The organism is Streptomyces sp. NBC_00057 (assembly GCF_045041165.1).
Classification (GTDB): Bacteria; Actinomycetota; Actinomycetes; order Streptomycetales; family Streptomycetaceae; genus Streptomyces.
This window is the reverse complement of sequence record NZ_CP108256.1, coordinates 2968915-2993087: the sequence shown is the minus strand read 5'-3', so window position 1 is coordinate 2993087 and position 24173 is coordinate 2968915. Positions and strand designations below refer to the sequence as shown.

Annotated in this window: 17 protein-coding genes; 5 read left to right on the top strand and 12 right to left on the bottom strand. The window is 69.4% G+C overall.

The window, feature by feature from the left end; translation table 11 throughout:
- Nucleotides 1-27: 27 nt before the first annotated feature.
- The gene (locus tag OG953_RS13735) at nt 28-276 is read right to left on the bottom strand and encodes a hypothetical protein (protein WP_405684444.1); all 249 of its coding nucleotides are present in this window, start codon (nt 274-276) and stop codon (nt 28-30) included.
- Nucleotides 277-378: 102 nt separating this feature from the next.
- Here OG953_RS13735 and OG953_RS13730 point away from each other — a divergent pair, with 102 nt between their 5' ends.
- A complete protein-coding gene (locus OG953_RS13730) occupies nt 379-1602 on the top strand; it encodes a hypothetical protein (RefSeq protein WP_405684442.1) in 1224 nt (407 codons plus the stop codon).
- 163 nt (nt 1603-1765) lie between these two features.
- Here the strand turns inward: OG953_RS13730 and OG953_RS13725 are convergent, their stop codons facing one another.
- Both OG953_RS13725 and OG953_RS13720 read right to left on the bottom strand, forming a co-directional pair.
- Complete coding sequence (locus tag OG953_RS13725; RefSeq protein WP_405684441.1) at nt 1766-2737, bottom strand: LuxR C-terminal-related transcriptional regulator; 972 nt, start codon at nt 2735-2737, stop codon at nt 1766-1768.
- A gap of 408 nt (nt 2738-3145) precedes the next feature.
- Nucleotides 3146-3457: an NIPSNAP family protein gene (locus OG953_RS13720; protein ID WP_405684440.1), complete on the bottom strand. Its 312-nt coding sequence runs from the start codon at nt 3455-3457 to the stop codon at nt 3146-3148.
- A gap of 80 nt (nt 3458-3537) precedes the next feature.
- Between OG953_RS13720 and OG953_RS13715 the strand changes: the two genes are divergently transcribed.
- The gene (locus OG953_RS13715; protein ID WP_405691809.1) at nt 3538-3768 is read left to right on the top strand and encodes a hypothetical protein; all 231 of its coding nucleotides are present in this window, start codon (nt 3538-3540) and stop codon (nt 3766-3768) included.
- 55 nt (nt 3769-3823) lie between these two features.
- Here OG953_RS13715 and glgB read toward each other — a convergent pair whose 3' ends face one another.
- The 4 genes from glgB to OG953_RS13695 form a co-directional block, all read right to left on the bottom strand.
- Nucleotides 3824-6262: a 1,4-alpha-glucan branching enzyme gene (glgB, locus tag OG953_RS13710; RefSeq protein WP_405684439.1), complete on the bottom strand. Its 2439-nt coding sequence runs from the start codon at nt 6260-6262 to the stop codon at nt 3824-3826.
- Nucleotides 6263-6415: 153 nt separating this feature from the next.
- Entirely contained in the window at nt 6416-7816 is a 1401-nt protein-coding gene (locus OG953_RS13705; protein ID WP_405684437.1) for a maltokinase N-terminal cap-like domain-containing protein, read from the bottom strand.
- 238 nt (nt 7817-8054) lie between these two features.
- Entirely contained in the window at nt 8055-9761 is a 1707-nt protein-coding gene (treS, locus tag OG953_RS13700) for a maltose alpha-D-glucosyltransferase (protein WP_405684436.1), read from the bottom strand.
- Nucleotides 9758-11809, bottom strand: a complete 2052-nt coding sequence (locus OG953_RS13695) for an alpha-1,4-glucan--maltose-1-phosphate maltosyltransferase (RefSeq protein ID WP_405684435.1) — start codon at nt 11807-11809, stop codon at nt 9758-9760. Before OG953_RS13695 ends, treS begins: the two co-directional genes overlap by 4 nt.
- A gap of 741 nt (nt 11810-12550) precedes the next feature.
- Here OG953_RS13695 and glgP point away from each other — a divergent pair.
- Nucleotides 12551-15154, top strand: coding sequence for an alpha-glucan family phosphorylase (gene glgP, locus OG953_RS13690; RefSeq protein WP_405684434.1), 2604 nt, complete (start codon nt 12551-12553; stop codon nt 15152-15154).
- Nucleotides 15155-15349: 195 nt separating this feature from the next.
- On the opposite strand, the gene OG953_RS13685 is transcribed toward glgP, so the two are convergent.
- From OG953_RS13685 to OG953_RS13675, 3 genes are all read right to left on the bottom strand, one after another.
- Nucleotides 15350-17380 (bottom strand): M4 family metallopeptidase, encoded by a 2031-nt coding sequence (locus tag OG953_RS13685; RefSeq protein WP_405684432.1) that lies wholly within the window; start codon nt 17378-17380, stop codon nt 15350-15352.
- Nucleotides 17381-18014: 634 nt separating this feature from the next.
- Nucleotides 18015-18215, bottom strand: a complete 201-nt coding sequence (locus OG953_RS13680; protein ID WP_405684431.1) for a DUF397 domain-containing protein — start codon at nt 18213-18215, stop codon at nt 18015-18017.
- 353 nt (nt 18216-18568) lie between these two features.
- Nucleotides 18569-19213, bottom strand: a complete 645-nt coding sequence (locus tag OG953_RS13675; RefSeq protein ID WP_405684430.1) for a TetR/AcrR family transcriptional regulator — start codon at nt 19211-19213, stop codon at nt 18569-18571.
- A 105-nt stretch (nt 19214-19318) separates the two neighbouring features.
- Between OG953_RS13675 and OG953_RS13670 the strand changes: the two genes are divergently transcribed.
- Nucleotides 19319-20362 carry an FAD-dependent oxidoreductase gene (locus tag OG953_RS13670; RefSeq protein ID WP_405684429.1) on the top strand — a complete coding sequence of 348 codons (1044 nt, stop codon included), beginning with the start codon at nt 19319-19321 and terminating at the stop codon, nt 20360-20362.
- A 340-nt stretch (nt 20363-20702) separates the two neighbouring features.
- On the opposite strand, the gene OG953_RS13665 is transcribed toward OG953_RS13670, so the two are convergent.
- Nucleotides 20703-21725, bottom strand: coding sequence for an alcohol dehydrogenase (locus OG953_RS13665; protein WP_405684427.1), 1023 nt, complete (start codon nt 21723-21725; stop codon nt 20703-20705).
- A 246-nt stretch (nt 21726-21971) separates the two neighbouring features.
- Entirely contained in the window at nt 21972-22505 is a 534-nt protein-coding gene (locus OG953_RS13660; protein WP_405691807.1) for a helix-turn-helix domain-containing protein, read from the bottom strand.
- Between the two features lie 190 nt (nt 22506-22695).
- Here OG953_RS13660 and OG953_RS13655 point away from each other — a divergent pair, with 190 nt between their 5' ends.
- The gene (locus tag OG953_RS13655) at nt 22696-24153 is read left to right on the top strand and encodes a Na+/H+ antiporter NhaC family protein (RefSeq protein ID WP_405684426.1); all 1458 of its coding nucleotides are present in this window, start codon (nt 22696-22698) and stop codon (nt 24151-24153) included.
- The last annotated feature ends 20 nt before the right edge of the window (nt 24154-24173 follow it).

Here is a 24173-nt window from a genome sequence, read left to right as displayed (position 1 = left end):
CCCAGCGCCGGCCCGACGAATGTCGAATCACGCAGACGCCCGGCCCACGAGGTTGCGCCAAGTGGCCATCGCGCGGGGTGCGGTGCCGGTCCGCAGCTGGGAGGCGTCCTCGGCGAACGTGGTGTCACTGACGTGGCGCCGGGCCTCGATCTTCCAGTGGTCGCCCACGAGTTGGGTGATTTGGGCGAGTTGGGGCGGTCCGGCTTGTTCGGCGGTGAGGTCGGTGACGGCGTGGACGGTCGACAGCCGTTGAAGTGGTTGTCGGGTTTCAGACACTGCCGGTTCCGGTCAGCCGGAAGGTGTTCACAGCCTGCAACGGGGCTTACACACTGGGTTTGCCCGCGGATACACCTGCGGGTGCCTCGAAAAGGAGCCCCTGTGAAGAAGACCCTCTCCCTGGCGGCCAGTCTGGCAGTCGCCGCGACCTGCGCGCTCGGTGCGGCGCTTCCTGTGCACGCCGCCGACAGGAACGCGACGACGAGCGTCACCAGCCAGGCACTTCAGTCGGCCATCGACAGCTCCACGGCGACCCCGCGGGCCAAAGCCCTTGCCGAGCAGATCCTGGCCGAACTGCCGGCCGACTGGGAGTCCCGCGCCCAGGCAGCCGCTGCGAAGTACGGCATCGACGACTCGCGGTGGAGCGCGATCCGCGACAGCGTGATCAACCCCGACGACCACCAGTGCCAGTCGACGGAGCTCAAGACCTGGGCCCGCAGCCTTCTCATGGGCGCCGAAGACCCGTTCACCATCTTTATGCTCTCGATCTTCGACGGCTTCAACCTCCCGACCTACGACGCGCTGATCTTCGGCGAGGAGTCGAGCTCGAACACCTTCGGTGTCAACGGCGAGTACACCCAGAAGCTCCCCGCCGAGATGAAGAACCTCAAGCGCTTCTGGGACATCGACTCGGCGGACATCCAGCTGATACCCCTGCACGGGGCCGATGTCTTCTCCAGCCCCGAGCGGGTCGCCCGTACGCTCGCCGCGCTGTACGGAGGGACCCCCGAGGACCAACTCGACCTGGCCGACATGTTCATCGAACTGGTCAACATGGAACCGATCCTCAAGGGCGGCGCCAACCCGGTCTTCAGCTTCAACGCATTCGCCTACACCGAGGAGCGCGAGCCGGAGCCGACCGGCATCTCCGACCGGATCATCGTGGGCGACGGCATCCTGCAGGGCATGGACGCCGTGGGACTGGGCGATGTCGCGCCGCGGGCGATCGTGGGCCACGAGTTCGGCCACCACGTGCAGTACGAGGACGACCTCTTCGCGGGCGACCTCGACGGTCCCGAGGCCACCCGCCGTACCGAGCTCATGGCAGATGCCTTCGGGACGTACTACGTGACCCACGCCCGCGGCGAGGCGCTCAACACCGCCCGTGTCCTGAAGGCCCAGAAGTCCTTCTACCAGGTCGGGGACTGCGGCTTCGACAACCCGGGCCACCACGGCACGCCGAACCAGCGGCTCGCCGCGTCCACCTGGGCGGCTGACGTGGTCGAGGACGCCCCGGACCAGGGCCACATCCTGCCGTCGCTCAAGTTCGCCGGGATGTTCGATGCCAAGCTTCCCGACCTGGTCAAGCCGGACGCCGTCAACTGACGCACGGTCCGGCGGCAGTACAGCGGGGCACTCGTCCGAGTGCCCCGCCACCGCCCGGGGCGGGTCGGCCCGCCCCGGGCGCACGTCAGGCGAGAGCGGCATGCCGGCACAGAATGCGAGGGAGCGCTTCGCTAAGGCTGCGGTGCCTGGACAGGGCTGCGGTTCAGAACCAGCCGCGGCGGCCGGCTTGGACACCGAGCTGGAACCGGGTCTGGGCGCCGAGCACCTCCTGCAGCCGGGCGATGCGTCGGGACACGGTCCGCTCGCTCACCCCGAGCTCACGGGCGATCGACTCATCGGTCAGCCCGGCACCGAGGTAGTTCAAGAGCTGTCGCGCGTCGTCCCTCCGACTGGTCTCGAGGTCGACGACCTCGCGGACGGAAGGAAGCGGGACGGCCATCCGCCAGTACGACTCGAAGACTCCGACAAGCCCGTCCAGCAGGCCCGACCGGTGGACGATCACGCTGTGGTGTCCCACCCGGTCCGGTGCGGTGACGGACAGCACGGCCAGACGGTCGTCGCAGACCAGTGCGTTCAGCGCGACATCATGGAAGACCCGTGCCTGCTCCCCGCGGGCGACGCACGCGTGTGCCGCCTCCAGCGCCTTGGGCACCTGCAGGATGTTGGCGCTGTACACCACCCGGTAGACGATCCCGCGGGACATGGCGTCCAACGCTTCGGTGTCCACCTCCGGCCCACGCTCGCCCCCACCCGCCGGCCCGATTGACAGAGCGCGCACCTCCGACGCGGCCTCGCGGTGGATCCGCCGCTGGATCGCATCGGGTCTGGAGGAGGTGTCGACGACCTCCACGTAGTCCGATCCCGAGGTGTGGTCGAACCAGAACCGCGACAGGAGCGTCGCACTCTCGTAGGCGTTCCGGGCTTCGCGTGCGCGCCGTTCGGCGACGGCCTCGAGCGCCGCGCGCGGTGGCTGCGCGGTCAGCCTGTCGCCGACGCGCGACACCAGGCCGATGCGGGTGAGTTCGTCGATCGCCTGCGGGAGCTCTTCGGCGGGCGACCCGACCGGTCCCCACCGTCCGATGAGCTCGGCCAGGGTCTGCGGACCGTACTCCACGAGCGCGAGGTAGGCGGCTTCGGCGGTCGCGGAGAGTCCGAGGGCCTGCAGTGGGCGCATCCTGAGTATGTCGCCGTGCGCCCCAGGAGCAGTGACGGACACGGACACTCAGCCTCCCACGGGCCGGTCGGCGGTCTCTTAAGGATCCGCACGGGACGGATCGCCGGAAGGCTCGCCGCCAACGTTCAACGGATCAGGGCGAACCGTGACGACGAACGGCCGCGACGCGCACCCCCACGGGCCCATCCCGGTGCGCTCCGTGCATCCGCTGAGGCGCCGCCAGCGTAGCACCGCGTGATCACGCGACCCGGACGGGCCGAGAGGGTAGGCCCACGGGGGCTCGCGGCTGCCGACTTTGGGCTACTCCTGCACGTGGCCGAGCCTGAACTCGTCAGCCCCGGGAGTCAGGTTGGACGCGAGGGGACGGTCGGCGGACTTCGGGGGAGTCGTTCAAGCCTGGCCCCTGGCCTAGGGCATGACGTCGAGCGGCCGGAGGAAGCGGCGCTCGTACCGTTTGATGCAGCGGGTGTTACGAGCCAGTTCGAAGGCATCCTGGCAGTCCGGGTCGGACATGCTGTCCGTGCGGTACTGCTCGTACGCGGCGAGACTGGGAAAGGAGAAGAGGGCGTAGGCGATGTCGCTGTCGCCCTCACTCGGCAGGAAGTAGCCGTGGTGCGTCCCGCCGAAACGGTTGACGAGCCCGACCCAGCGGCGGCCGTACTCCTCGAAGTCCTCAAGCTTGTCGGCGTCGATCTCGTATTTCAGATGAATGGTGATCACGCCCACATCATGCTGCATGCCGGTTCAGGACCGAAGGCAGCCCATGTGCCCCGAGTCCCGAGTTCCGAGCCTCGGTCGGCCTGGCCTGGATAGCCGGGACGGCGGCCGACATCGACGCGAAGGAGTACAACGGCGCGGGTGCCAACCTCGCCATGATGACCGCCGGTGTCGATCACCTGCTGCACGCGTCCCGCAGCAGGGGGCTGGACACGTCCCGGCTGGAGGCGATCAAGGCCGTCTCCGACCGTGCGATCGCCGAGGGGCACGGCACCGATTCCTGGGCGAGTACGGTCGAGGCGCTCGGCGGCTGAGCGGCATGGTGCGGGGCCCGCAGCCCGGAGCCGGCCGCGGGCCCCGCGGGTGGGCTCAGACCGGCTTCAGCCAGACCGTCGCCAGCGGCGGCAGCGTCAGCAGGATGCTGCCGGGCCGGCCGTGCGCGGCCACCGGTTCGGGCTTCAGCGGCCCGGGATGGTGTACGTCGCTGCCGCCGTACCGCGCGGCGTCCGTGTTGAGGACCTCCGCCCACGCGACCTGATCACCGAGGACGTCCGGGACGCCGATGCGGTAGTCGTGCCGCACCACCGGGGAGAAATTGCTGACGGCGAGAAGCGGCGAGCCGTGCGCGTCGAAGCGCAGGAAGGCGAAGGCGTTGTCCTCGGCCGCACCGCCGTCCACCCAGTCGAAGCCTTCCGGGACGGTGTCGCGCTGCCAGAGCGCGGGGGTGGCGCGGTACACCGTGTTCAGGTCGCCGACCAGGGTGCGTACGCCCCGGTGGTCGCTCTCCGCCTCGTACGAAGGGTCGAGCAGCCACCAGTCCGGGCCGTGCCCCTCCGACCACTCCGCTCCCTGGGCGAACTCCTGCCCCATGAAGAGGAGTTGCTTTCCGGGATGGGCCCACATGAAGCCGAGGTACGCCCGGTGGTTGGCGCGCCGCTGCCACCAGTCGCCGGGCATCTTGCTGACCAGCGCCTGCTTTCCGTGCACCACCTCGTCGTGCGAGATCGGCAGGACGTAGTTCTCGCTGTACGCGTACACCATCGAGAAGGTCATCTCGTTGTGGTGATACTTGCGGTGCACCGGCTCCTTCGAGACGTACTGCAGGGAGTCGTGCATCCAGCCCATGTTCCACTTCAGCCCGAAGCCGAGCCCGCCGAAGCCGTCGGGGCCGACGTGGTGGGTGGCGCGGGTGACGCCGTTCCAGGCGGTGGACTCCTCGGCGATGGTGACCACACCCGGATTGCGCCGGTAGACGGTTGCGTTCATTTCCTGGAGGAAGGCGACGGCGTCCAGGTTCTCCCGGCCGCCGCGCTCGTTCGGGGACCATTCCCCGTTCTCGCGCGAGTAGTCGAGATAGAGCATCGAGGCGACGGCGTCGACCCGCAGCCCATCGATGTGGAACTCCTCGCACCAGTAAGTGGCATTGCTGACAAGGAAGTTGCGTACCTCCTTGCGCCCGTAGTCGAACTCCAGCGTGCCCCAGTCCGGATGCGCCGCCCGTGACGGGTCCGAGTGCTCGTACAGCGGGCGGCCGTCGAACTCCGCGAGCGCCCAGTCGTCGCGCGGGAAGTGCGCGGGCACCCAGTCGACGATGACGCCGATACCGGCCCGGTGCAGCGCGTCGACGAGGAACCGGAAGTCGTCCGGTGTGCCCATGCGTGATGTCGGGGCGTAGAAGCCGGTGACCTGATAGCCCCAGGAACCGCCGAAGGGATGCTCGGAGACGGGCATCATCTCCACATGCGTGAACCCCAGATCCCTTACGTACGCGGGGAGTTGTGAGGCCAGCTGGCGGTAGGTGAGTCCCGGCCGCCAGGACGGAAGATGCACCTCGTACACGGAGAACGGCGCCTCGTGCACCGGCAGGTCCCCGCGGTGCGCCATCCACTCCTGGTCCTGCCACTCATGGTGCGAGGCCGTCACGATCGAGGCAGTGGAGGGCGGTACTTCGGTACGGCGGGCCATCGGGTCGGCTCGTGTGGTGTGCGAACCGTCCGGGCGGCAGATGTCGAACTTGTAGAGCGCGCCCTCCCCGATCGCGGGCACGAACAGCTCCCACACCCCGCTGGAGCCGAGCGAACGCATCGGGAAGCCGGTGCCGTCCCAGTAGTTGAAGTCCCCGACGACCCGCACACCGCGGGCGTCGGGGGCCCAGACGGTGAACCGGGTCCCCGCGACCCCCTGGTGTTCCATGGGCTGAGTGCCGAGGGCGGTCCACAGCTCCTCGTGGCGTCCCTCGCCGATCAGATGCAGATCGAGATCGCCGAGCGCGGGCAGGAAACGGTACGGATCCTGCACCTCGATCTCGTTGTCCTCGTAGGCGACCAGGAGTTGGTACTCGGGGAGTGAGGGCATCGGCAGCAGCCCCGAGAAGAGGCCGTCGCCATCGTCGTGCAGTTGCGCCCGTAGCCCCTTGGCGAGCACGGTCACGGACCGCGCGTACGGGCGCAGCACCCGGAAGGTCACACCGCCGCGGACCATGTGGGCGCCGAGCAGGTCGTGCGGGGCATGGTGCTCACCGGCGAGCAGCCGGCCCCGGTCGCCGTCGTCGAGGGGGCGCGCCTGGCGTACTCCCTGTCCGGCGGCGCCCCGGCGAGGACGCGGCGGCGCGGCACCGGTACCGGCGGCTTGCTTGCCCGCAGGCTTCTTCCGCGTGGCCGGATCGTCCGGCGCTGCCGGTTCCGAAGGGGGCGGCGCGGCCTCCTTCGCCGGGGTCGCGGGGGGTGCCGTCCCGTCCGGTGTGAGCAGAGGGACTTGGGGGGCCTCGGTGGCGGCGGGCGTTTTGCGGGACGGCTTGCGGGCGGTCACAGGGACAGCCTCCTCGGAGGGTGTTGTCGGGGCGGAATGGGGCCGGACAGGGCCGAACAGGGCCGAACAGGGCCGGACAGGGCGGGACGGGGACGGGCGGTGGTGCGGTTGCGACGACGGCGGGTCCGCCGGCGGGCGGCGGCACCCGGTCCGTCAGTCGGCGACGGCGGCCAGCCGCTGGATCGCCGCCATCGGAACCGGAAGCCAGTCGGGCCGGTGCCGTGCCTCGTACAGCACCTCGTACACCGCCTTGTCCGTCTCGTGGGCGCGCAAGAGCTCCGGTTCGCTGCGCGGGTCGACGCCCGAGGCCTTGGCATACCCCTCGCAGTAGGCGGTCCGGCAGCGTGCCGCCCACTCGGCGTTCCACGGGCGGTGCGAGCGGGCCGCGTAGTCGAAGGAGCGGAGCATGCCGGCGATGTCGCGTACCGGTGGCTGCGGACGGCGGCGCTCGGGCAGCGGTCTGGCCGGCTCGCCCTCGAAGTCGATCAGCGACCAGAAACCGTCGGCCGCGCGCAGCGTCTGGCCGAGATGGAGATCGCCGTGGACCCGCTGGGCCGCCCAGTCGTGACCCCGGTGACCCAGTGCGGCCACCGCGTCGAAGGCGGTACGCAGCCCGGGGACGTACGGCATGAGCGCCGGGACCGCCTGTGCGGCGGCTTCCAGCCGCTGCACCATCGCGGCGGCGAGATGCTCGGTCTGGGAGCGGCGCAGGGTGGGCGTCGGCAGGGCAGCGGCGAGCGCGGTGTGCACCTCGGCGGTGGCCGTGCCGAGGGCGTGGGCCTCGGCGGTGAAGTCCAGGCCCTTGGCGAGGGCGCGCAGGGCGAGCTGCCAGCCGTCCTGCGCGCCGCGCAGGAACGGCTGCAGGACGCCGAGGGTGAGCGGCCCCGGGGCGGCGGCTTCGAACCAGGCGACGGGGGCGGGCACTCGTCCGCAGCCCTCGCGCGCGAGCGCGAGCGGCAGTTCCAGATCGGGGTTGGTGCCCGGGAAGATCCGGCGGAAGATCTTGAGGATGTAGGCGTTGCCGTAGACGAGCGAGGTGTTGGACTGCTCGGTGTCGAGCACGCGCGGTGCCAGCCCCGCGGCGATGGGGGCACCGCCCCGGTCGAAGCGCAGGGCGCCGAGGGTGCCGGGGGTACGGAACCGTTCCAGCAGGAGTTCGGCCAGGCGCGGGTCGTGCAGCCCCTCGTAGACGGTGCGGCCGGCGAGCGGTCCTTTGGCCACATGGCCGATGAGTGCGGGCGCCAGCCGTGGCGGCAGCGCTGACCTTACGCCGAGCAGCAGTTGGTAGCAGTCGTCCGGCGACTGCGCGGGCATGGAGGGCTGGTGGACCCGGACCAGTAGATGGAGCAGCCCGGTCCGGGTGCGAGCGCCGACGGGATCGGTGTCCACCGGCAGTATCTCGGTCGCCGACACCAGCGAGAACGCGGTGATCGGCCGGCCCTTGCCCGCGAACCACCGCTGCCGGGGCAGCCATTCGTGCAACAGGGGGGCGAGAGACGGGAGCAGGGCTGTGCTGTCAGCCAGGGCGACCCGAGTGGATGCAGCCTCCGACATGGCATCGCGTCCTTTCCCCGGGCACACCACAGGATGCGAAGAGTGTCCCGGATTGCGGCAATAGCTGTCCGGCTGTGCGGGACGTGTCGGGTCAGGATGGTCCGTACGGACTCGACTCGAAGGGATCGAAACGCCAGAGGGGACCCGGAAGGGACCGGAAGTGTTCGATGCGGGGGAGAGTGCCCCGTGCGGGGCGGCGGAAACCGCCCCGCGGTTGGTGGTGCGAAGCGACGCCGGGTCAGCTCGGCGGTGCGTCCTTCCGCAGCCGGAACCAGTAGAACCCGTGTCCCGCGAGAGTCAGCAGATAGGGCCACTGACCGATGGCGGGGAAGCGCACCCCGCCGATCAACTCCACCGGATGACGCCCGTCGAACGACCGCAGATCGATCTCCGTCGGCTGCGCGAACCGCGAGAAGTTGTGCACGCAGAGCACGAGATCGTCCTTGTACTCACGGGTGAAGGCGAGCACTGCGGGGTTCGAGGACGGCAGTTCGTTGTACGACCCGAGACCGAAGGCCCGATTCTGCTTGCGGATCTCGATCATCCGTCGCGTCCAGTGCAGCAGCGACGACGGGGAGGCCATCGCCGCCTCGACATTGGTGACTTGGTAGCCGTAGACCGGGTCCATGATCGTGGGGAGGTAGAGCCGCCCGGGATCACTGGAGGAGAACCCTGCGTTCCGGTCGGGAGTCCACTGCATCGGAGTGCGTACGGCATCCCGGTCGCCCAGCCAGATGTTGTCGCCCATCCCGATCTCGTCCCCGTAGTAGAGGATCGGGGAGCCGGGCAGGGACAGCAGCAGCGCCGTGAACAGCTCGATCTGGTTGCGGTCGTTGTCCAGCAGGGGTGCCAGCCGCCGCCGGATACCGATGTTGGCCCGCATCCGGGGATCCTTGGCGTACTCCGCGTACATGTAGTCGCGTTCTTCGTCCGTGACCATTTCGAGGGTGAGCTCGTCATGGTTGCGCAGGAAGATTCCCCACTGACAGTTCTTCGGGATCGCCGGTGTCTTCGCCAGGATTTCGGAGACCGGGTAGCGGCTCTCGCGCCGGACGGCCATGAAGATCCGTGGCATCACAGGGAAGTGGAACGCCATGTGGCACTCGTCGCCGCCGGCCTGGAACTCGCCGAAGTAGTCGACGACGTCCTCCGGCCACTGATTGGCCTCGGCGAGCAGCACGGTGTCCGGATAGTTCGCGTCGATCTCCTTGCGGACCCGCTTCAGGAAGTCGTGCGTCTCCGGAAGGTTCTCGCAGTTGGTGCCCTCCCGTTGGTAGAGATACGGCACGGCGTCCACGCGGAATCCGTCGATGCCGAGGTCCAGCCAGAAGCGCAGCGCGGAGATGATCTCCTCCTGCACCGCCGGGTTCTCGTAGTTGAGATCGGGCTGGTGGGAGAAGAACCGGTGCCAGTAGTACTGCTTGCGCACCGGGTCGAAGGTCCAGTTGGACGTCTCCGTGTCGACGAAGATGATCCGGGCGTCCGGGAACTGCTTGTCGTCGTCGGCCCAGACGTAGTAGTCGCCGTAGGGCCCTTCCGGGTCGGTGCGCGACTGTTGGAACCACTCGTGCTGATCGCTCGTGTGGTTCATGACGAAGTCGATGATCACGCGCATCCCGCGCTGGTGCGCGGCGTCGACGAACTCCACGAAGTCGGCCAGATCGCCGAACTCCGGCAGCACGGCGGTGTAGTCGGACACGTCGTAGCCGCCGTCGCGCAGCGGCGACTTGAAGAACGGCGGCAGCCAGAGACAGTCGACGCCCAGCCACTGCAGATAGTCCAGCTTGGCGGTGATGCCCTTGAGGTCGCCGATGCCGTCTCCGTTGGAGTCCTGGAAGGACCGGACGAGGACCTCGTAGAAAACGGCGCGCTTGAACCAGTCGGGATCGCGGTCCTTGGCCGGGGTGTCCTCGAACAGGTCGTGGACGGGCTCATTGACGATCATGGTGTGGGTGACCCTCCGGTCGGCGGGGACGGTCGCAGGACGACGATGTGCGCGGGCGTGACGCCCGGCTCCAGACGCACATAGAAGGTCCTGCCCCAGTGATAGGTATCGCCGGTGAGCTCGTCGCGCACCGGCACGCTCTCGTGCCAGTCGAGGCCGAGTTGCGGCATGTCCAACGAGACCGTGGCCTCCTGGGTGTGGTGCGGGTCGAGGTTGACGACCACCAGAACGATGTTCGAACCCGAACGCTTGCTGTACGCGATCAACGCGTCGTTGTCCGCGGAGTGGAAGTGCACATCGCGCAGCTGCTGCAACGCCGGGTGGCGGCGCCTGATGCGGTTGAGTGAAGTGATGAGCGGAACCAGCGAACGGCCCTCGCGCTCGGCCGACTCCCAGTCCCTGGGCCGGATTTCGTACTTCTCCGAGTCGATGTACTCCTCGCTGCCGGGCCGGATCGGGGTGTTCTCGCACAGCTCGTACCCCGCGTACACGCCCCAGGTCGGGGAGAGCGTCGCGGCGAGAACGGCCCGCGCCTCGAAGGCCGGACGGCCCCCGTCCTGGAGGTAACCCGGCAGGATGTCCGGGGTGTTCACGAAGAAGTTGGGCCGCATGCAGGAGGCGGATTCGCCCGACAGCTCCGTGACGTACTCGGTGATTTCCTGCCGGGTGTTGCGCCAGGTGAAATACGTGTACGACTGCTGGAAGCCGATGGCGGCGAGCGTCTTCATCATTGCGGGCCGGGTGAATGCCTCGGCCAGGAAGATCACATCCGGGTCGGTCCGGTTGATACCGGTGATCACCTTCTCCCAGAAGATCACCGGTTTGGTGTGCGGATTGTCGACGCGGAAGATCCGTACCCCGTGATCCATCCAGAAGCGCAGAATGCGCAACGTCTCCGTGACCAGGCCGGGAAGATCCTTGTCGAAGGCGATCGGATAGATGTCCTGGTATTTCTTCGGCGGATTCTCGGCGTAGGCGATGGTGCCGTCGGCGCGATGGTGGAACCACTCGGGGTGTTTCTCCACCCAGGGATGGTCGGGAGAACACTGGAGTGCGAAATCCAGCGCGATCTCCATGCGCAGGGTGCGGGCGGTCTCGACGAAGTGATCGAAGTCGTCGAGGGTGCCCAGCTCGGGATGGACCGCGTCGTGACCGCCCTCGGCCGAGCCGATCGCCCAGGGCACGCCCACGTCGTGGGGAGCGGGGGACAGCGAGTTGTTGGGGCCCTTGCGGTGGGTGGTTCCGATGGGGTGGACGGGCGGGAGATAGACGACGTCGAAACCCATGGCGGCGACCGCGGGAAGCCGCTCGGCAGCCGTACGGAAGGTGCCGCTGATGATTCTCACCGGCTGTTCCGCCGCCCTTCCCGGCTTCCCCGCCCTGCCCTTCTTCTTCGCCCCGGCCGGTTCGGCCGGTTCGACCCTGGCGCCCTCCGAGCGGGGGAACAGCTCGTACCAGGAGCCGAACAGGGCCCGCCGGCGCTCGACCAGCAGAGGAAGCGGGCGGGATGCGGTGACCAGTTCGCGCAGCGGGTGACGGGCGAGCGCGGCCTGCGCCTCGGGGACCAGCGCCGCGGCGAGCCGGGCGGCGGCCGGGCGGGACCCGTCGCGCAGTGCGTCGGCCGCGTCCAGCACCGCCTCGCGCCCATCCCGCTTGGGTACGCCCGCGGCGGCCCGCTCGTACAGCTCGGCGCCCTCCGCCAGGACGAGAGCGGTGTCGATCCCCGCCGGGATCTTGATCAGGGCGTGCCGGCGCCAGGTGGTGACCGGGTCGCTCCAGGCCTCGACCGTATACGTCCAGCGGCCCTCGGAGACCGGGGTGACATCGGCGCCCCAGCGGTCGGTGCCAGGGGCGAGCTCGCGCATCGGCGTCCAGGGACCGGGGCGCCCGCTCGAATCCAGCAGGACCACATTGGCGGCGACGGCGTCATGGCCCTCGCGGAAGACGGTCGCGGTGACCTGGAAGGTCTCTTGGGCAACGGCCTTGGCGGGCCTTCTGCCGCAGTCGACGAGGGGACGGACGTCGAGGACGGGAATGCGACCGATCATGGAATCACCTGGGGACTGGACGGGGTGAACGGGGCGCGATGCGGCCGCGGAGGGCGAAATACGCGCACCGCGACCGATGGGGTCCGTCCTTTCTAGCTGCTCCGTTGACGGCTGATGGGGTGTGGGCATGGCCGCTCCTGTCCGCATTCACTCGAATGGCACTCGAACTGCTGGGGCGCGGATGTGTTGCGCGGATGTAAACCGGATGAAAACCGGTCCCGCAGGTGCCTCGCATTCGTGCTGCATTCGGGCGGCATTCGCGTGGTCCCGGGATGGACTCGGGCTGTGTACCGGAGAAGCCTTCCCATGCTTCTCGGGGGGCCAATCCGGTGGTGTGTCAACTACTCGGGCGTATCTGTGACGACCTGAATGCGCCGAGCGCCGCCCCGCGTGCTCGGGGCTCGCCGGCGCCCCTTCGGACGCCACTGGGCAGCTTTCCCCTCGGTGCGAAGTGCCACAAGACCGAACGAGGGGACGGAATCGGCCATTACCTATGTGGCGGATGTGCCTGGACCGGCCGTTCGGGGCCCCGGATGCGGATGCGGATGTGATGGGGGCGGGCGGGGAGGAGGTCGCCACGGGGCGGAGAAGGGGCGGGCGACCGGCCGATGGCACGCGCTGTGAGCCGGTCGCGCGCCGTGGCTGCGGCGAACGGCCCACCGTTGACGTCGAGGGTGACGGAGAGGCGCACACCGTGGTGCGTCCCCTCGGATCCGTACGTCCCCTGTAAAGGTGGAATACGTGAAGGCCATTCGTCGATTCACCGTGCGTCCCGTCCTCCCCGATCCCCTTCAACCACTCAGTGACCTCGCCCGCAATCTGCGCTGGTCCTGGCACACCGAGACCCGTGAGCTCTTCCAGGCCGTCGACCCGGAGATCCGGCGGACGGCGGAATGCGACCCCGTGCGGCTGCTCGGTGCCGTATCCGCCGGGCGACTTGCCGAGCTGGCCCTGGACCAGCAGTTCCTGCACCGGCTGACCCAGGTGTCCGCAGACCTCCGGGACTACCTGGACGGTCCCAGGTGGTACCAGGAGCAGCTGGCCCAGGGAGCAGAGCTGCCGGCCGCCGTTGCCTACTTCTCACCCGAGTTCGGCGTGACCGCCGCACTGCCCCAGTACTCCGGCGGGCTCGGCATCCTCGCCGGCGACCATCTCAAGGCCTCCAGCGATCTGGGCGTCCCCCTCATCGCGGTCGGCCTGCTCTACCGGCACGGCTACTTCCGCCAGAGCCTGTCCCGCGACGGCTGGCAGCAGGAGCACTATCCCGTACTCGATCCGAACGAGTTGCCGCTCACCCTGATCCGCGAAGCCGACGGAACCCCGAGCCGGGTGGTCCTCGCCCTTCCCGGTGGCCGTTCGCTGCACGCCCACATCTGGCAGGCCCAGGTGGGACGCGTGCCGCTGCTGATGCTCGACTCCGACGTGGAGGAGAACGCGCCGGGCGAACGCGAGGTGACCGACCGGCTGTACGGCGGCGGCAGCGAGCACCGGCTGCTGCAGGAGATGCTCCTCGGTATCGGCGGCGTACGGGCCGTGCGGACGTACTGCCGCCTCACAGGGCATCCGGCGCCCGAGGTGTTCCACACCAACGAGGGGCACGCCGGCTTCCTCGGACTCGAACGGATTCGTGAACTCTCCGGCACCGGGCTGGACTTCGACTCCGCGGTGGAGTCCGTGCGGGCCGGCACGGTCTTCACCACTCACACGCCCGTGCCCGCCGGGATCGACCGGTTCGACCGCGAACTCGTCGCCCGGCACTTCGGGGACGACGGCGAACTTCCGGGAGTGGGCGTCGAACGCATCCTGCAACTGGGCGTGGAGACCCACCCCGGCGGTGAGCCCGAGCTCTTCAACATGGCGGTGATGGGGCTGCGGCTCGCCCAGCGGGCCAACGGGGTCTCCACGCTCCACGGGTCGGTCAGCCGCGAGATGTTCGCCGGGCTGTGGCCGGGCTTCGACGCCGCGGAGGTGCCGATCACCTCGGTGACCAACGGGGTCCACGCACCCACCTGGGTCGCGCCCGAGATCCTCCGGCTGCGCAAGGGGTACGGCGGCACTCCCGGACGCTGGGACTCCGCCGCCGACGTCCCGGACCGGGAACTCTGGGACCTGCGGCGGGCCCTGCGCGGACAACTGGTCACCGAGGTGCGCGAGCGGCTCTACGCCTCATGGCGCACCCGGGGCGCGGAAGCGGCCGAACTCGGCTGGATCGACAGCGTGCTGGACCCGGACGTGCTGACGATCGGCTTCGCCAGGCGAGTGCCCTCGTACAAGCGGCTGACGCTGATGCTGCGCGACCGTGACCGGCTGAGGGAACTGCTGCTCCACCCGACCCGCCCGATCCAGATCGTCGTCGCCGGCAAGGCCCACCCCGCCGATGACAGCGGAAAGCGGCTGGTGCGGGAGCTGGTGCGGTTCTCCGACGATCCCCGGGTGCGCCATCGCATCGTGTTCCTGCCGGACTACGGGATGGCCATGGCGCAGAAGCTCTACCCGGGCTGCGACGTCTGGCTCAACAACCCGCTGCGCCCCCTGGAGGCCTGTGGTACGAGCGGCATGAAGGCCGCGCTCAACGGTTGCCTCAATCTCTCGGTCCTCGACGGCTGGTGGGACGAGTGGTTCGAGCCGGACTTCGGATGGGCGATCCCGACGGCCGACGGTCTGGTCATGGACGAGGACCGCCGTGACGATCTGGAGGCGGGCGCCCTCTACGAGCTGATCGAGGACCGGGTCGCGCCGCGCTTCTACGACCGGGGCGGCGAAGGGCTCCCCGAGCGCTGGATCGAGATGGTCCGCCGCACGCTGGGCACCCTCGGGCCCAAAGTTCTGGCAGGTCGCATGGTGTCCGAGTATGTGGAGCGGCTGTACGCGCCCGCCGCGATCGCCCAGCGTGCGCTGGATCCCGGCACGGCCCGGCAGCTCGCCGACTGGAAGGCCAGGGTCCGCGCCGCCTGGCCGCGCGTCGGCGTCGACCATGTGGAGGCCATGGCGCCCAATACGGCGGGCGGCTCGGCCGAGCTGGGGTCGACGCTGGTGCTGCGGGTCCGGATCGCCCTCGGGGTGCTGGAGCCGGCCGATGTGGAGGTCCAAGCGGTGGCCGGCCGGGTGGACGCCGCCGACGGGATCTCGGACGCCCAGGTCTTCCCGCTGAAGCCCGCCGGGGGCCAGGACCTGGAGGGCCGCTGGCTTTACGACGGTCCGCTGGCCCTCGATCGCACCGGGCCGTACGGCTACACGGTCCGGGTGCTTCCCGCCCATCCGCTGCTGGCGACCAGCGCGGAACTCGGCCTGGTGGCACTGCCCACGGATTCGATGGGTGACGGCGCGGGTCTGCTGATGCGCTGACGCACCGTCCGCCCGGCCCCGGTACCCGCCGCGGACGTGAAACCGCCCGGGAGGAAGCGAGAGCTCCTCCCGGGCGGTTCGTATCGCAGCCGGACCCGGCTCCGGGTTCAGAAGGCCGACGGGTTCGGAACGTCAGCTGGTTTCAGGACCCGCCGGCCGGTTCGGACGCCGATCCGGTTCAGACACCGACCCGGTTCAGAAGGTCAGCTTGAAGCTGTTGATCTTGCCGGTGTCGCCCGAGTAGACGTCCTGGACCTTCAGCTTCCAGGTGCCGTTGGCCACCTCGGACGACGCGTCGACCGTGTAGGTCGTCTGGACGTTGTCCGCCGAGTCGAAGCCCGAGTTCTTCAGCCGGTAGGCCGTGCCGTCCGGGGCGACGAGGTCGATGACCAGGTCACCGCGGTAGGTGTGGGTGATGTCCACGCCGACCTTGAGGGTGCTGGGCGCGTTGCCGGTGATACCGGTGACGTTGACCGAGCTGTAGACGGCCGCACCGCGGTCCGGGATGGCGACCGTGGTCTTGTTCTCGAAGACCTTGCCGCCCGGGTCCGGGTTGCCGCCGTCACGGGTGCCGACGTTGATGGCCGCCCAGGCGTCGCCGACCGCCTTGTACTCGGCGCTGGTCGTGCCGTACAGCTCACCGGCCACGGCGAGGGTGCCGGTGCGGGCCGCCGCGTAGTTCGTCGTGGAGGTGAACTTGGTGGTGAGCGCCTTGAACCAGATCTGCTCGGCCTTGGCGCGGCCGATGCCGGTCACCGGCAGGCCGTCGGAGGTCGGGGAGTCGTAGGAGACCCCGTTGACGACCTTGGCGCCGCTGCCCTCGGAGAGCAGGTAGAAGAAGTGGTTCGCCGGGCCCGAGGAGTAGTGGACGTCGATGTTGCCGATGCCCGAGTACCACGCGTCCTTGGACGCGCCGTCCTTGCTCGGCTTGTCCATGTAGCGCAGCGGAGTGCCGTCGCCGTTGATGTCGATCTTCTCGCCGACGAGGTAGTCGCCCGGGTCCGCGGTGGTGTTGGAGTAGAACTCCACGCCCGCGGCGAAGATGTCGCTGGTCGCCTCGTTCAGGCCACCGGACTCGCCGCTGTAGACCAGGTTGGCGGTGGCGGCGGTGACACCGTGCGACATCTCGTGCGCGGCCACGTCGAGCGAGGTCAGCGGCTTGACGTTGCCCTCGCCGTCGCCGTACGTCATGCAGAAGCAGCTGTCCTGCCAGAAGGCGTTGACGTAGGCGTTGCCGTAGTGGACGCGGGAGTACGCGCCGACACCGTCACCGCGGATACCGGTGCGGCCGTGCACGTTCTTGTAGTAGTCCCAGGTCTCGGCCGCGCCGTAGTGGGCGTCCGCGGCGGCGGTCTCGGCGTTCGACGGGTTGCCGTTGCCCCACACGTCCGTGGAGTTGGTGAACAGCGTCCCGGTGCCGGACGACCCGTGGTTCAGGTTGTAGGTCTTGTGGTTGCCGCGGCCCGTGTCGGTCAGCGTGTACGACGGGGCGGTGCCGAGGGTGACCTGGCCGTTGTACTGGGTGTTGCCGGTGCCGTTCTCGACACCCTGCCACTCGTACAGCTTCGCCCCGGTGGCCGCGTCCGTGATGACGTGCAGCTCGTTGGGGGTGCCGTCCTGCTGGAGGCCGCCGACGACGGTCTCGTAGGCGAGCTGCGGCTTGCCCTGCGCCATCCAGACCACCTTGCGGGGCGCCCGGTCGGCCTCGGTCCTCTTCGAACCGTCGGCCTTGGCGAGGCCGAGCGCCTGCTTCTCGGCCTTGGCGGGCGCGACGTCCGCCTTGAGGTCCACGGCCTTCAGCTGACCACTGGTCACCTTGGAGGCCTTGGTGACGCCCTGGGTCGCCCCGGACTTGGACTCCTGGACGATCAGGTCGCCGCCGAGCACCGGAAGTCCGGCGAAGGTGCGCTCGTAACGCGTGTGCGTGGTGCCGTCGTTGTCCTGGACGACATCCCGGACGACGAGCTTCTCCTGGGAGCCGAGACCGAGCTCCTTGGCCGTGGCCGCCTTGGTCGCGTCGGCCTCGCGGATCAGCTCGGCGCGCTTGGACGGGGTGAGCTGCTTGGCCAGGGCACCGTGGTCGGCGCCGGCGGCCGCCGGTACCGCTGCGGTGGCGCTGCCGGGAGTGGCAGTGGCCGTACCGGTCTGGACTCCGACGGCGAGGAGGGCTGCTGCGGCTATCAGAGCGCCGGTCGCGGTGGCGCGACGGCTGGGCGTGGATCTCACGCGGACTCCTTCTGCGAGGGGGGTACCGGCGGCAGGGTGAGCCGACGGGAAGAACGAGAAGTGCGCGGAACGGGGTGAAGAGTGTCAGCCGGAAGATGGTCCTGTCAGGACCGCGTCAACAAGTTGGCCGGAACTCGTTCGTTGCCGGAAAGGTCATGTTCGTTAAGCGGACGTTTCGCCGATCACCATCGCGATGCCGTAAGAGGTCCGCGCGGCCGGAATTCGGGGAGAGGGGCGGGGCAGGCCCGAATCGGCCGTATGTGAACAGCGGGTCCGGTGGCGGGTGGTTGCCGCTGGCCGAGATGGTGATGGGATGTGGCTGATTTCTCTCCCTGTGCTCGGGGTTGGACGGCTCGGCCCGGTGCCTTGTACCGCTCGGGGTTCGGTGCCGGGGGTTGTTGCGGTGCGCGTACGGCCCTTGGACGCGCGCGAGTGGTGCGTACGGGGCGCCGCGGGTGGTGCCTGTACACGACCGGAGTCACCGGACGGTGACTTCAGGCCCCACGTCCTGTGCCCGTCGGTCGCGGGGTGCGGTCATCCGGTGCGGTCCTCCGGCGCTACGGACGGAAGCAAGCAGAAAGCCCCGCTCCTCGACACACGTCGGGGGACGGGGCTTTCGCGGACGTGGCGGGTGTCAGCCCTGTGTCGCGTACGGGAGAAAGCTCTGCCAGGCGCCGGGGTTCACGGTGAGTTGGGGGCTCTGGCGCAGTGTGGAGTCCCGTACGTGGACGGTCGCGGTCGGCTCCGAGGCAGGCCCGGACATCGCCACCTCGACGCAGTCATCGCCTTGCGAGCCGCTGTAACTGCTTTTGAACCAGGTCAGTTCGGAGTGCACCCGTACGGATCCGGCCCACCCCCGCCCGTCCGGCGCCGAAGTACTACCAGACCCGCGCATACGCCCGCCGAACCCGGCCCGAGACGGATTGACGGGCCCGCCCAGGCCAGCTCCTTCTCGGGCGGGCTCGATGGTCGAGGCCCATCCCGCAGTCCCGGCCTCAGGCCCCTCGGGCGTTCCCCTCGTCGAGATGCGGAGCCTCGGCTCCCGCTCGTCCTCGTGTCACTGCGACCGGTGCGGACCGCCGTGTCGGGCGGGGAAATGGTGGCCGTGCACGTGATCGCCCGTCCCCGCCGACCGTTCGCGGCGGGGACGGGCATCCATGTCACGGGTCGACGAAGCGCCCTCATCGCTCAGCACGAGTGAGGTCGGGCCGCGTCACCAGCTGCGGCCGATGCCACTTTCGGTCCGTCCGGGCTCTCCGGGTACACCGCCTGCAGGAGGCCGCGGACGAAGCGGTCGGGGTTGTCCAGGCCGGCGGCGGCCAGGGTGTCGGAGCCGTCGGCCAGCAGGTGTGGGATGGCGGCGTGCATGGCGAGGGTGACGATGGCTGCCCGCTGCGGAGTGACGGGCAGTCCGGCGGCCCGCTGAGCCAGCTCGAAATCCTCGAAGTCGGAGGCCGCGATGGGATCGAGGATGGCTGACAACCAGGGCTTGCGGGCCGCCTCGACCTGCAGCTCCAGGTAGGCGAGCAGGCGGGGGCGACCGGGCCCTGCGACGTTCTCCACGAGCGCCCGGAACATGGCCACCAGGCCCTCGCGGTCAGGGGATCCCGGTCCAGCGGCGGCCATGTGTGCCGTGGTCTCGCGGTACCGCTCCAGGCAGCGCTCGGCCACTGCGCGCAGCAGGGCGTCCCTGGTCGGGAAGTAGTTCTTGGTGGTGCCGGGCGGCACCTCTGCGGTCGTGTCGACGGCGCGGTGCGTCAGGCCGCGTCCGCCCGCTTCGGCCAGCACCTCGACGGCCGCGTCGCGCAGCCGGTCTCGTCGATCCGGATTCACCGTCAGCTCTCCTTCGTCCGGGCCCCTTGCCCACGCTACCCCAGCCGTGGTACCACAGGTGTGGTGATCGGTCGAAGGGTCGGGCGGCGAGCCGGGGAGGGTGGCATGACGGGAATGGCGGTTGTCGTTGGGGCGGGAGTCGGTGGGCTGGCGACGGCGATCGGGCTGCGCCGCGCGGGTTGGGCGGTGTCGATCCTGGAGCGGCGGACGGAGCTGGAGCGGTACGGCACCGCGTTCGGCATTCACCCCACCGCGCAGGCCGCGCTCGACCGTCTCGGGGTGGGCGAGGCGTTCCGCGGCCGGGCGGTTCCCTACCGGGGCGCGCGTATCCGCACTCCAGAGGGGAAGGTGATGGCGAGCCTCCCGCTGGAGCGGATCGAGCGGAAGGCCGGCCGCCCCGAACTGCTGATCTCCCGGCCCTACCTGATCGATGCCCTCATGGCCGAGTTGGACGCCTTCGGGGATGTACCTCTCAAGTTCGGGGAGAACGTCTCCGAGGTGGATGCGCTGGTGGCCGGGCACGACCTGGTGGTCGGTGCCGACGGAATCCGCAGCGCCGTGCGCGCCGTGCGGTTCGACGAGCGCAGCGGCCCGCGGCATGTCGGAACCGTCGCCTGGATCGGCATCGCCGACTTCGAGAGCGGCGTCTACGGCGAGACCTGGGGCAAGGGCCGGTTCTTCGGGATGACCCCGGTCGAGCCGGGCCGCACCAACTGGTACGCCACCGTGCCCGAGGCCACCACGGCCGAGGAGCTGCGCGGGTACTTTGAGGACTGGCACGACCCCATCCCGCGTGTCCTCGCCGAGACCGACCCGTCCACCTGGATCCGTTACGAGATGCGACACCTGTTCCCCGCTCTGCCGACCTTTGTCAACGGCGGGAGGGTCGCGCTGGTCGGCGATGCGGCGCACGCCATGACGCCCAACCTGGGCCAGGGTGCGTGCACGGCGATCCTCGACGCGGAGGCCCTGACCCGGGCCGTCGCCGAGCACGGCCCGGTCGGCCTGCCCGCCGCCCTGCGCGCCTACGACTCGGAACGCCGTCGCAGCGCCCAGCGGGTCGCCTTCGGCTCCCGGAACCTGCACCGCTTCATGACCGCCGAGCGCACCCGCCTGCGCAACTCGATGTTTCGCATGATGCCGAGCTGATGGAGACTCACGACAGGGACGGGTGGCTTTCGCGGTCCAGCCGTGCCATTCCCGCGACTTGGCGATGACAGTCCGGAGTCGTTGCGCATCGAATCCCGGATGTGCGCGTCCACTGCGCTTGAGCGCCGACATTGTGCATCAAGCCTCGGACCCTGCAACCCGCCCCCGTCACGCCAGGCTCTCCCGCCACGCCCGGTGGAGTCCGGCGAAGCGGCCCGTGCCGCCGATGAGTTCGGACGGGGCACCGTCCTCCACGATGCGCCCGCGGGCAGCGGAGCCCGTACCGAGGAGAAACGACGGCCGCGGTGAAGACCGGAGCTCCTGTGCGGAGCCGCGTGCGTCAGCGGGTGGTGAGCACCATCCGGAAGCGGGCGGCACCGGACATCATCTTCCGGTACGCCTCGGTGGCCCCGTCCAGCGGCACGGTCTCCGTCATCGGGCGGATTCCTTGCAGGGCGCTGAACGCCAGGGTGTCCTGTACGTCCTGCGCGGTGCCTGACGGGTGGCCCCGGACGACCTTGCCGCTCATGAGCAACTGGGTCGGGCTGATTCCCAGCGGCTCGGGGTCCGCGCCGATGACCACCAGCTCACCGCGGGGGGCGAGCCCTTCCACGGTCGCCGTGATGGCCCCGGAGTTGGCGGCGGTGGCCAGGACGACCCTGGCGCCGCCGAGGGCCTGCAGCGCGTCCGCGACGGAGGTGTCCGCCGTGCTGTCGATGTAGTGGTGCGCGCCGAGCTCCTTGGCGAAGTCGGCCTTGGCGGCTCCGCGGGCGATGGCCACGGTCTCGAAGCCCATCGCGGCCGCGTACTGCACCCCCAGGTGGCCGAGCCCGCCGATGCCCAGCACGGCGACCAGGTCACCCGGCCGGGCGGAGCTGCGCCGCAGCCCGTTGTACGTGGTCACTCCCGCGCAGGCCATGGGCGCCGCATCGGTCGCCGCCAGTGCGTCGGGGATCCGGGCCAGGGCGTCCACCGGTGCGATCACCGTCTCGGCGTAGCCCCCGTCGTACGCCCATCCGGGGACCTTCAGGTTCCGGCACACGACGAAGTCGCCCTGCCTGCAGGGTGTGCAGTGGCCACAGCTGCCGCCGAACCAGCCCACCGCCACGCGGTCGCCCACCTGCCAGGCGTTCTGCGTTCCCTCACCCAGCTCCTCGATCCGCCCGGCGATCTCATGCCCGGGGACCAGCGGAAACCGTACGCCCGGAAGCGCGGCGTTCACGAAAAGGGCGTCGCTGTGGCAGATCCCGCAGGCATCCACGGCCACCCGTGCGTGGCAGGGGCCCGGCTGCGGCACCTCGCGCTCGACGATCTCGAACGGACCGGCGGCGGTGGTGACCTGCGCGGCTCGATAGACGCTCATCTGGATCTCTCCGGAATGCGGGTGGACGGCCCCCGGGATCAGGAGACCAGCTCCGGCCCGATCGCGCGCGCCGAGTGGAGCAGACGAGGGGCGGGCCCGGGTCATACCTGCCGGAATCGAGGCCCCACACCCTCCCCGTCACACCCTTGCGGGTTCCTCGTGATCGTTGGCACTGAGTCCTGCGGATGGGGCGCGCGGATGCCGTTTCGGCGGGCGTCGTGGCCCCGGGGCCTCTGCGGTGTTCCGCTATGGCGTGGGTGGTGTCACCGACGTCAGGTAGGTCGCCGCTTCTCTTCCGTTGTTCGTGTAGCGGTGAGGCCGTGTGGCGTCGAAGGTCAGTGCCTCACCCGCCTGCACTTCGAAACGCTGGTCGGCAACGTGCACCGTGACCGTGCCGGTGATGACGTAGGCGCACTCGACCGCGACATGGCCCCACTGTTCGTCGCCGGATGCCTGGCCCGGTTCGAGCGTGCCGAGCAGAACTTCGAGTTGGCCGTTGCTCGGGGTCAGGCGCTCGTACTGCACGAGGCCCTTCGGCATGAGCAGGCGGGAGCGTTCGCCGGGGCGGCTGTGGTGCGCTGTGAGCGGGGCTTGCTCATGGAACAGCGAGGCGGTCGATGGGCCGAAGACCGTGCTCAAGGCACGGAGAGTCTTGAGGCTCGGCTCGCGGGCGCCTCGCTCGACCTGGCTGAGCAGGGTCGCCGACAGGCCGGTCTGCGCTGCGAGGTCGCGCAGGCTGAGCCCTGCCTCCGTGCGCAGCGTGCGTAGTTGGTCTCCCATCACGGCGTTCAGCCTAGCTGAGCCGTGCGCGCCATTGTGCACGCTTGTGTACGTGAGCCCTGTGGGTGCTAGCACGTTCTACCTGGAGAGTCAACGGTTGACAGTCGAAGCGTTGTGCACTTTTGTGTACACACGTAAATAAGTGCACGCCTGCTGTGCTGTCCCCAATGTTGTGGAGAGGTTCACCGCCATGAGCGCCGACAAGCATCTGGCCTTCCGCGGAGGAAGGGCACTGGCGTTCTTGCCGGTCGTCGTGTTCCTCGCGTTCTGCGTCCTCTTCTTCGGCGTGTTCAAGACGTTCGACATGACCGCGCTCGCCGCGGGAGGTGTTGTCGCGCTGCTCGTCGGCGCGCTGCTCGCCAAGTCGTATGCGGCGTACTGGTCCGCCGTGACGAAGGGGATCGGATCGTCCACCGCGGTCACGATCGTGATGATCCTTTTCTGCGTGGGGCTGATGTCCGCCCTGATCAAGGAGACCAACGTCTCCGGCGGGTTCGTGTGGCTCGCCGAGATCCTCGGCGTCGACGGCGGCACCTTCACACTGTTCGCGTTCGTCGCGGTGTGCATCATCTCGATGGCGACGGCGTCGTCCATCGGGACGATGTTCACGGCGTTCCCGATCTTCTATCCGGCCGGCGTGCTCCTCGGCGCCGAGCCGGCGTTCCTCGCCGCCGCGATCATCTCCGGCGCGATCTTCGGAGACAATGTCGCCCCGATCTCCGACACGACGGTCATCTCCTCGTCGACGCAGACGTTCCGTCGCAAGGCCGGCACGGCCGATATCGCCGGAGTCGTCCGCAATCGCGCTCGCTTCGCCTTCACCGCGGCAGGCTTCGCGGCCGTCGGATTCTTTCTGCTGGGGTCGTCGGGCCGGTCGAGCGACCTCGCCCACTCGCAGGAGCTGCTGGAGCAGGCCGCCGATCCGCTCGCCCTCGTGATGCTCATCCCCGTCGCGCTCATGCTCACCGTGGCGCTGCTCACCCGCGACATCTTCAAGGCGGTCACGGTCGGGCTGGCATCAGGGATCGTCACCGGCCTCGCCTCGGGCCTGCTGACCCCTGAGGGCATCATCGGCGTCACCGACGGGGCGCCGACCGGATTCCTGGTCTCCGGCATCGGCGACATGCTCGGCGTGATCGCTCTGGTGGTGACCGTGTTCGGCATCATGGGCGTACTCACCGAGGCGGGCATCCTCGACTGGCTCGTGAGCGCCCTCACCAACAGCCGCCTGTCCAGCACCCCGCGTGGTGCGGAGTTCGCGATCGGCATCGGGATCTCGTTCACCACGCTGCTGTTCGGCGGCGTGAACTCGGCCGCGATGCTCACGTTCGGCCCGGTCGCCAGTGAGATCGGCGACCGCGTCGGCCTGCACCCCTACCGCCGAGCGGTCGTCATGGACTGCTTCGCGATGGGGATCGCCTCCATCGTCCCCGTCCTCAGCGCCTATCTGTTCATCGGCGCGCAGCTCACGACCGGGATCAAGGGCGTTCCTGCCTTGGCCACGACGGAGATCTTCGTCGCGATGCTCTACCCGCTCGTCCTCACCGTCGTCATGGTCGTGGCGGCCGCAACCGGTTGGGGCCGCCGTTTCGAGGGCCCGGACGGTGTCGAACTGAAGCGACCCGAGCCCGTGCCGGCCGCGGTCTGAGAAGCACACCCCAGGAAGAA

Coding starts and splice junctions, on each gene's coding strand:
- OG953_RS13655 (WP_405684426.1), top strand. CDS start 22,696: ATGAGCGCCGACAAGCATCTGGCCTTCCGCGGAGGAAGGGCACTGGCG.
- OG953_RS13665 (WP_405684427.1), bottom strand. CDS start 21,725: ATGAGCGTCTATCGAGCCGCGCAGGTCACCACCGCCGCCGGTCCGTTC.
- OG953_RS13705 (WP_405684437.1), bottom strand. CDS start 7,816: ATGTCGGAGGCTGCATCCACTCGGGTCGCCCTGGCTGACAGCACAGCC.
- OG953_RS13725 (WP_405684441.1), bottom strand. CDS start 2,737: ATGCGCCCACTGCAGGCCCTCGGACTCTCCGCGACCGCCGAAGCCGCC.
- OG953_RS13670 (WP_405684429.1), top strand. CDS start 19,319: ATGACGGGAATGGCGGTTGTCGTTGGGGCGGGAGTCGGTGGGCTGGCG.
- OG953_RS13695 (WP_405684435.1), bottom strand. CDS start 11,809: ATGATCGGTCGCATTCCCGTCCTCGACGTCCGTCCCCTCGTCGACTGC.
- OG953_RS13660 (WP_405691807.1), bottom strand. CDS start 22,505: ATGGGAGACCAACTACGCACGCTGCGCACGGAGGCAGGGCTCAGCCTG.
- treS (WP_405684436.1), bottom strand. CDS start 9,761: ATGATCGTCAATGAGCCCGTCCACGACCTGTTCGAGGACACCCCGGCC.